Raw genomic sequence first — 2,537 nt, forward strand, 5'->3', positions numbered from 1 at the left:
AAGGACTAAACCGCTCGCGCGGTAACCCTCCGGCCCAGCGCAAAGTGACTCAACCGCCAGCGCTGTTTCCTATGTTGAGGACCGAGGCAATTCGCCTCGAGCCTCGACAGGAGCACAGCCATGTCAGTCGCGACGCCTACCATCAGCCCGCTACGCCAGCGCATGATCGAAGACATGCGGATGCGCAAGCTCTCGGACAAGACCCAGACCCACTACATCCGCGCCGTGCGGCAGTTCGCCATCTTTCTCGGGCGCTCGCCCGACACGGCCAGCACCGAGGACCTACGGCGCTATCAACTCCATCTGGTCGATCGCGGCATCTCCCCGGTTTCGCTCAATGCCGCGATCACTGGATTAAAGTTCTTCTTTGAAGTGACTCTCGGCGATGCCCAACGCATGGCCAAGATGCGTCCGGTGCGAGTGCCACGCATCCTGCCAGTGGTACTCAGCCCCGACGAAGTCGCCCGAGTGCTGGCTGCCGCCGGTAACCTGAAGCACCAGACCGCGCTCGCGGTCGCCTACGGCGCCGGCCTACGCGCCAGCGAAGTGGTGGCGTTAAAGGTGACCGATGTCGACAGTGAACGCATGACCCTGCGCATCGAACAGGGCAAGGGCCGCAAGGACCGCTACGCCATGCTCTCGCCAGTGCTGCTCGAACGACTGCGCGTCTGGTGGCGTGTCGCCCACGCGCAGGGCAAGATGCTCGACGGCGGCTGGCTGTTCCCGGGCCTCAATCCGATCGAGTCGCTCAGTGTCCGGCAACTCAATCGCGCCATCCATGCCGCCGCCCAGGATGCACAGATTGATAAGCGCGTGTCCATGCATACGCTGCGACACAGCTTCGCCACCCACCTGCTCGAACAGAAGGTCGATATTCGCGTCATTCAGGTACTGCTTGGGCATAAAAAGCTGGAGACCACAGCGCTTTACGCCCAGGTCGCCACTGATCTGCTGCGCGAGGTCGTCAGCCCGCTGGAGAACCTCCGCTCCACCTAGGCTTTGGTCCACCGAGCACTCTCATGCTCGAGATCGCGGATATCTTCCGCCTCCATGGGCCGGCCTGGCGACAGACTGCACACCTGAGCCTGGGGCAGTTGCAGGTCATGTCGGCCATCGAACAGTGCCGAACCGCGGCACTGGGAGGGCATGTGCTGCGCTGTTCCGGCTGCGCCAAGCTTGAGGTGTCCTATAACTCCTGCCGCAACCGACATTGCCCAAAGTGTCAAGCCAGCGCTGCGCGTCGCTGGCTGGAAGCGCGCAGCGAAGATCTGCTGCCCGTCGAGTACTACCACGTCGTGTTTACGCTGCCTGCGCCCATCAGCGCCATCGCCTGGTACAACAAGGCGGTGATCTATGGCCTGTTGTTCGATGTCGCCGCCGACACCCTGCGGACCATCGCCGCCGACCCGAAGCACCTCGGCGCGCAGATTGGCGCCACCCTGGTGCTGCACACCTGGGGATCGGCACTCACGCATCATCCGCACGTGCATGGCATCGTCCCCGGCGGCGGCCTGTCACCAGATGGCGAACGATGGGTGGCTTGCCGCCCCGGCTTCTTCCTGCCGGTCCGCGTGCTCTCCCGCCTGTTTCGACGCCGCTTTCTTGAGGCCCTCCAGGCTGCGCATGGTCGGGGCCAGTTGCAGTTCTTCGGCGACTACGCCGCGCTCGCCGATCCGGCTGCCTTCGCGCAGTGGATCGCACCGCTACGCACCTCCGAATGGGTCGTGTATGCCAAGCGACCGTTCGCCGGGCCAGAGGCGGTACTGGCCTACCTGTCACGCTACACCCACCGCGTGGCGATCTCCAACCAGCGCCTGCTCGCCCTGGACGAGCGTGGCGTGACCTTTCGCTGGAAGGATTACCGAGCCAAAGGCCGCACTCGCTACAAGACCATGACGCTGGATGCCGGCGAGTTCATGCGGCGCTTCCTGTTGCACGTGCTACCTCGCGGCTTCCATCGCATCCGGCACTATGGTCTGCTTGCCAACCCGGTGCGCCGCGCGAATCTGGCCAGAGCGCGTGAGCTGTTGGATGCCGCGCCCAACGTCACCGCTGCACCTGACGACACCGATCTCGCTGCGCCGACGCCCTTCGTCTGCCGGCACTGTGGCGCGCCGATGCTCGTCATCGAGATCATCCCGCGTAGTGTCTGCATCCGCGGACCGCCGCCGCAGCGAGCCCTCGCATGAGCCCACATATCTTACGCATCCAAGTCAACCGTCGGCTCTCCGGACACCGGAGCCGCAAGCGGACAGTCGTGCTCGCTGTCTCAGGCCGCCTCATTGCACGCTCGCAGCGTCCTAACGCTCCTGATCTGCCGCGACCTCCCGCCATGCCGGGGTCCCCCTCACGCCACGCTTCCTCCGACATCCACTGGCTCTGCTGATCAAGCAAACGCTTCAATCGCCATAGCCCAGTACGCCGCATCGCTGCATCCCGCGGTTTCCTCCCTCGAGGATTGTTCGACGCCTGCCCACACGCGCCGCTCCCTCTCACAGTCCTGCAGACGAGGGCAGACATCAAACAATCCTTAACAA

2 protein-coding genes are annotated in these 2,537 nt (G+C 64.2%); both read left to right on the top strand.

All coding sequences use genetic code 11. From position 1 onward, the window contains the following. Window positions 1-120 precede the first annotated feature (120 nt). Window positions 121-996: a tyrosine-type recombinase/integrase gene (locus tag AC1RQC_RS40270; protein WP_492372357.1), complete on the top strand. Its 876-nt coding sequence runs from the start codon at window positions 121-123 to the stop codon at window positions 994-996. 23 nt (window positions 997-1,019) lie between these two features. After that, a complete protein-coding gene (locus tag AC1RQC_RS40275) occupies window positions 1,020-2,189 on the top strand; it encodes an IS91 family transposase (protein WP_492372358.1) in 1,170 nt (389 codons plus the stop codon). Window positions 2,190-2,537 lie beyond the last annotated feature (348 nt).

It is taken from the genome of Cupriavidus sp. GW822-FHT03E04 (assembly GCF_058801495.1).

Bases quoted from the DNA above. Each gene is read 5' to 3' on its own strand.
- AC1RQC_RS40270 (WP_492372357.1), top strand. From the start codon at position 121: ATGTCAGTCGCGACGCCTACCATCAGCCCGCTACGCCAGCGCATGATC.
- AC1RQC_RS40275 (WP_492372358.1), top strand. From the start codon at position 1,020: ATGCTCGAGATCGCGGATATCTTCCGCCTCCATGGGCCGGCCTGGCGA.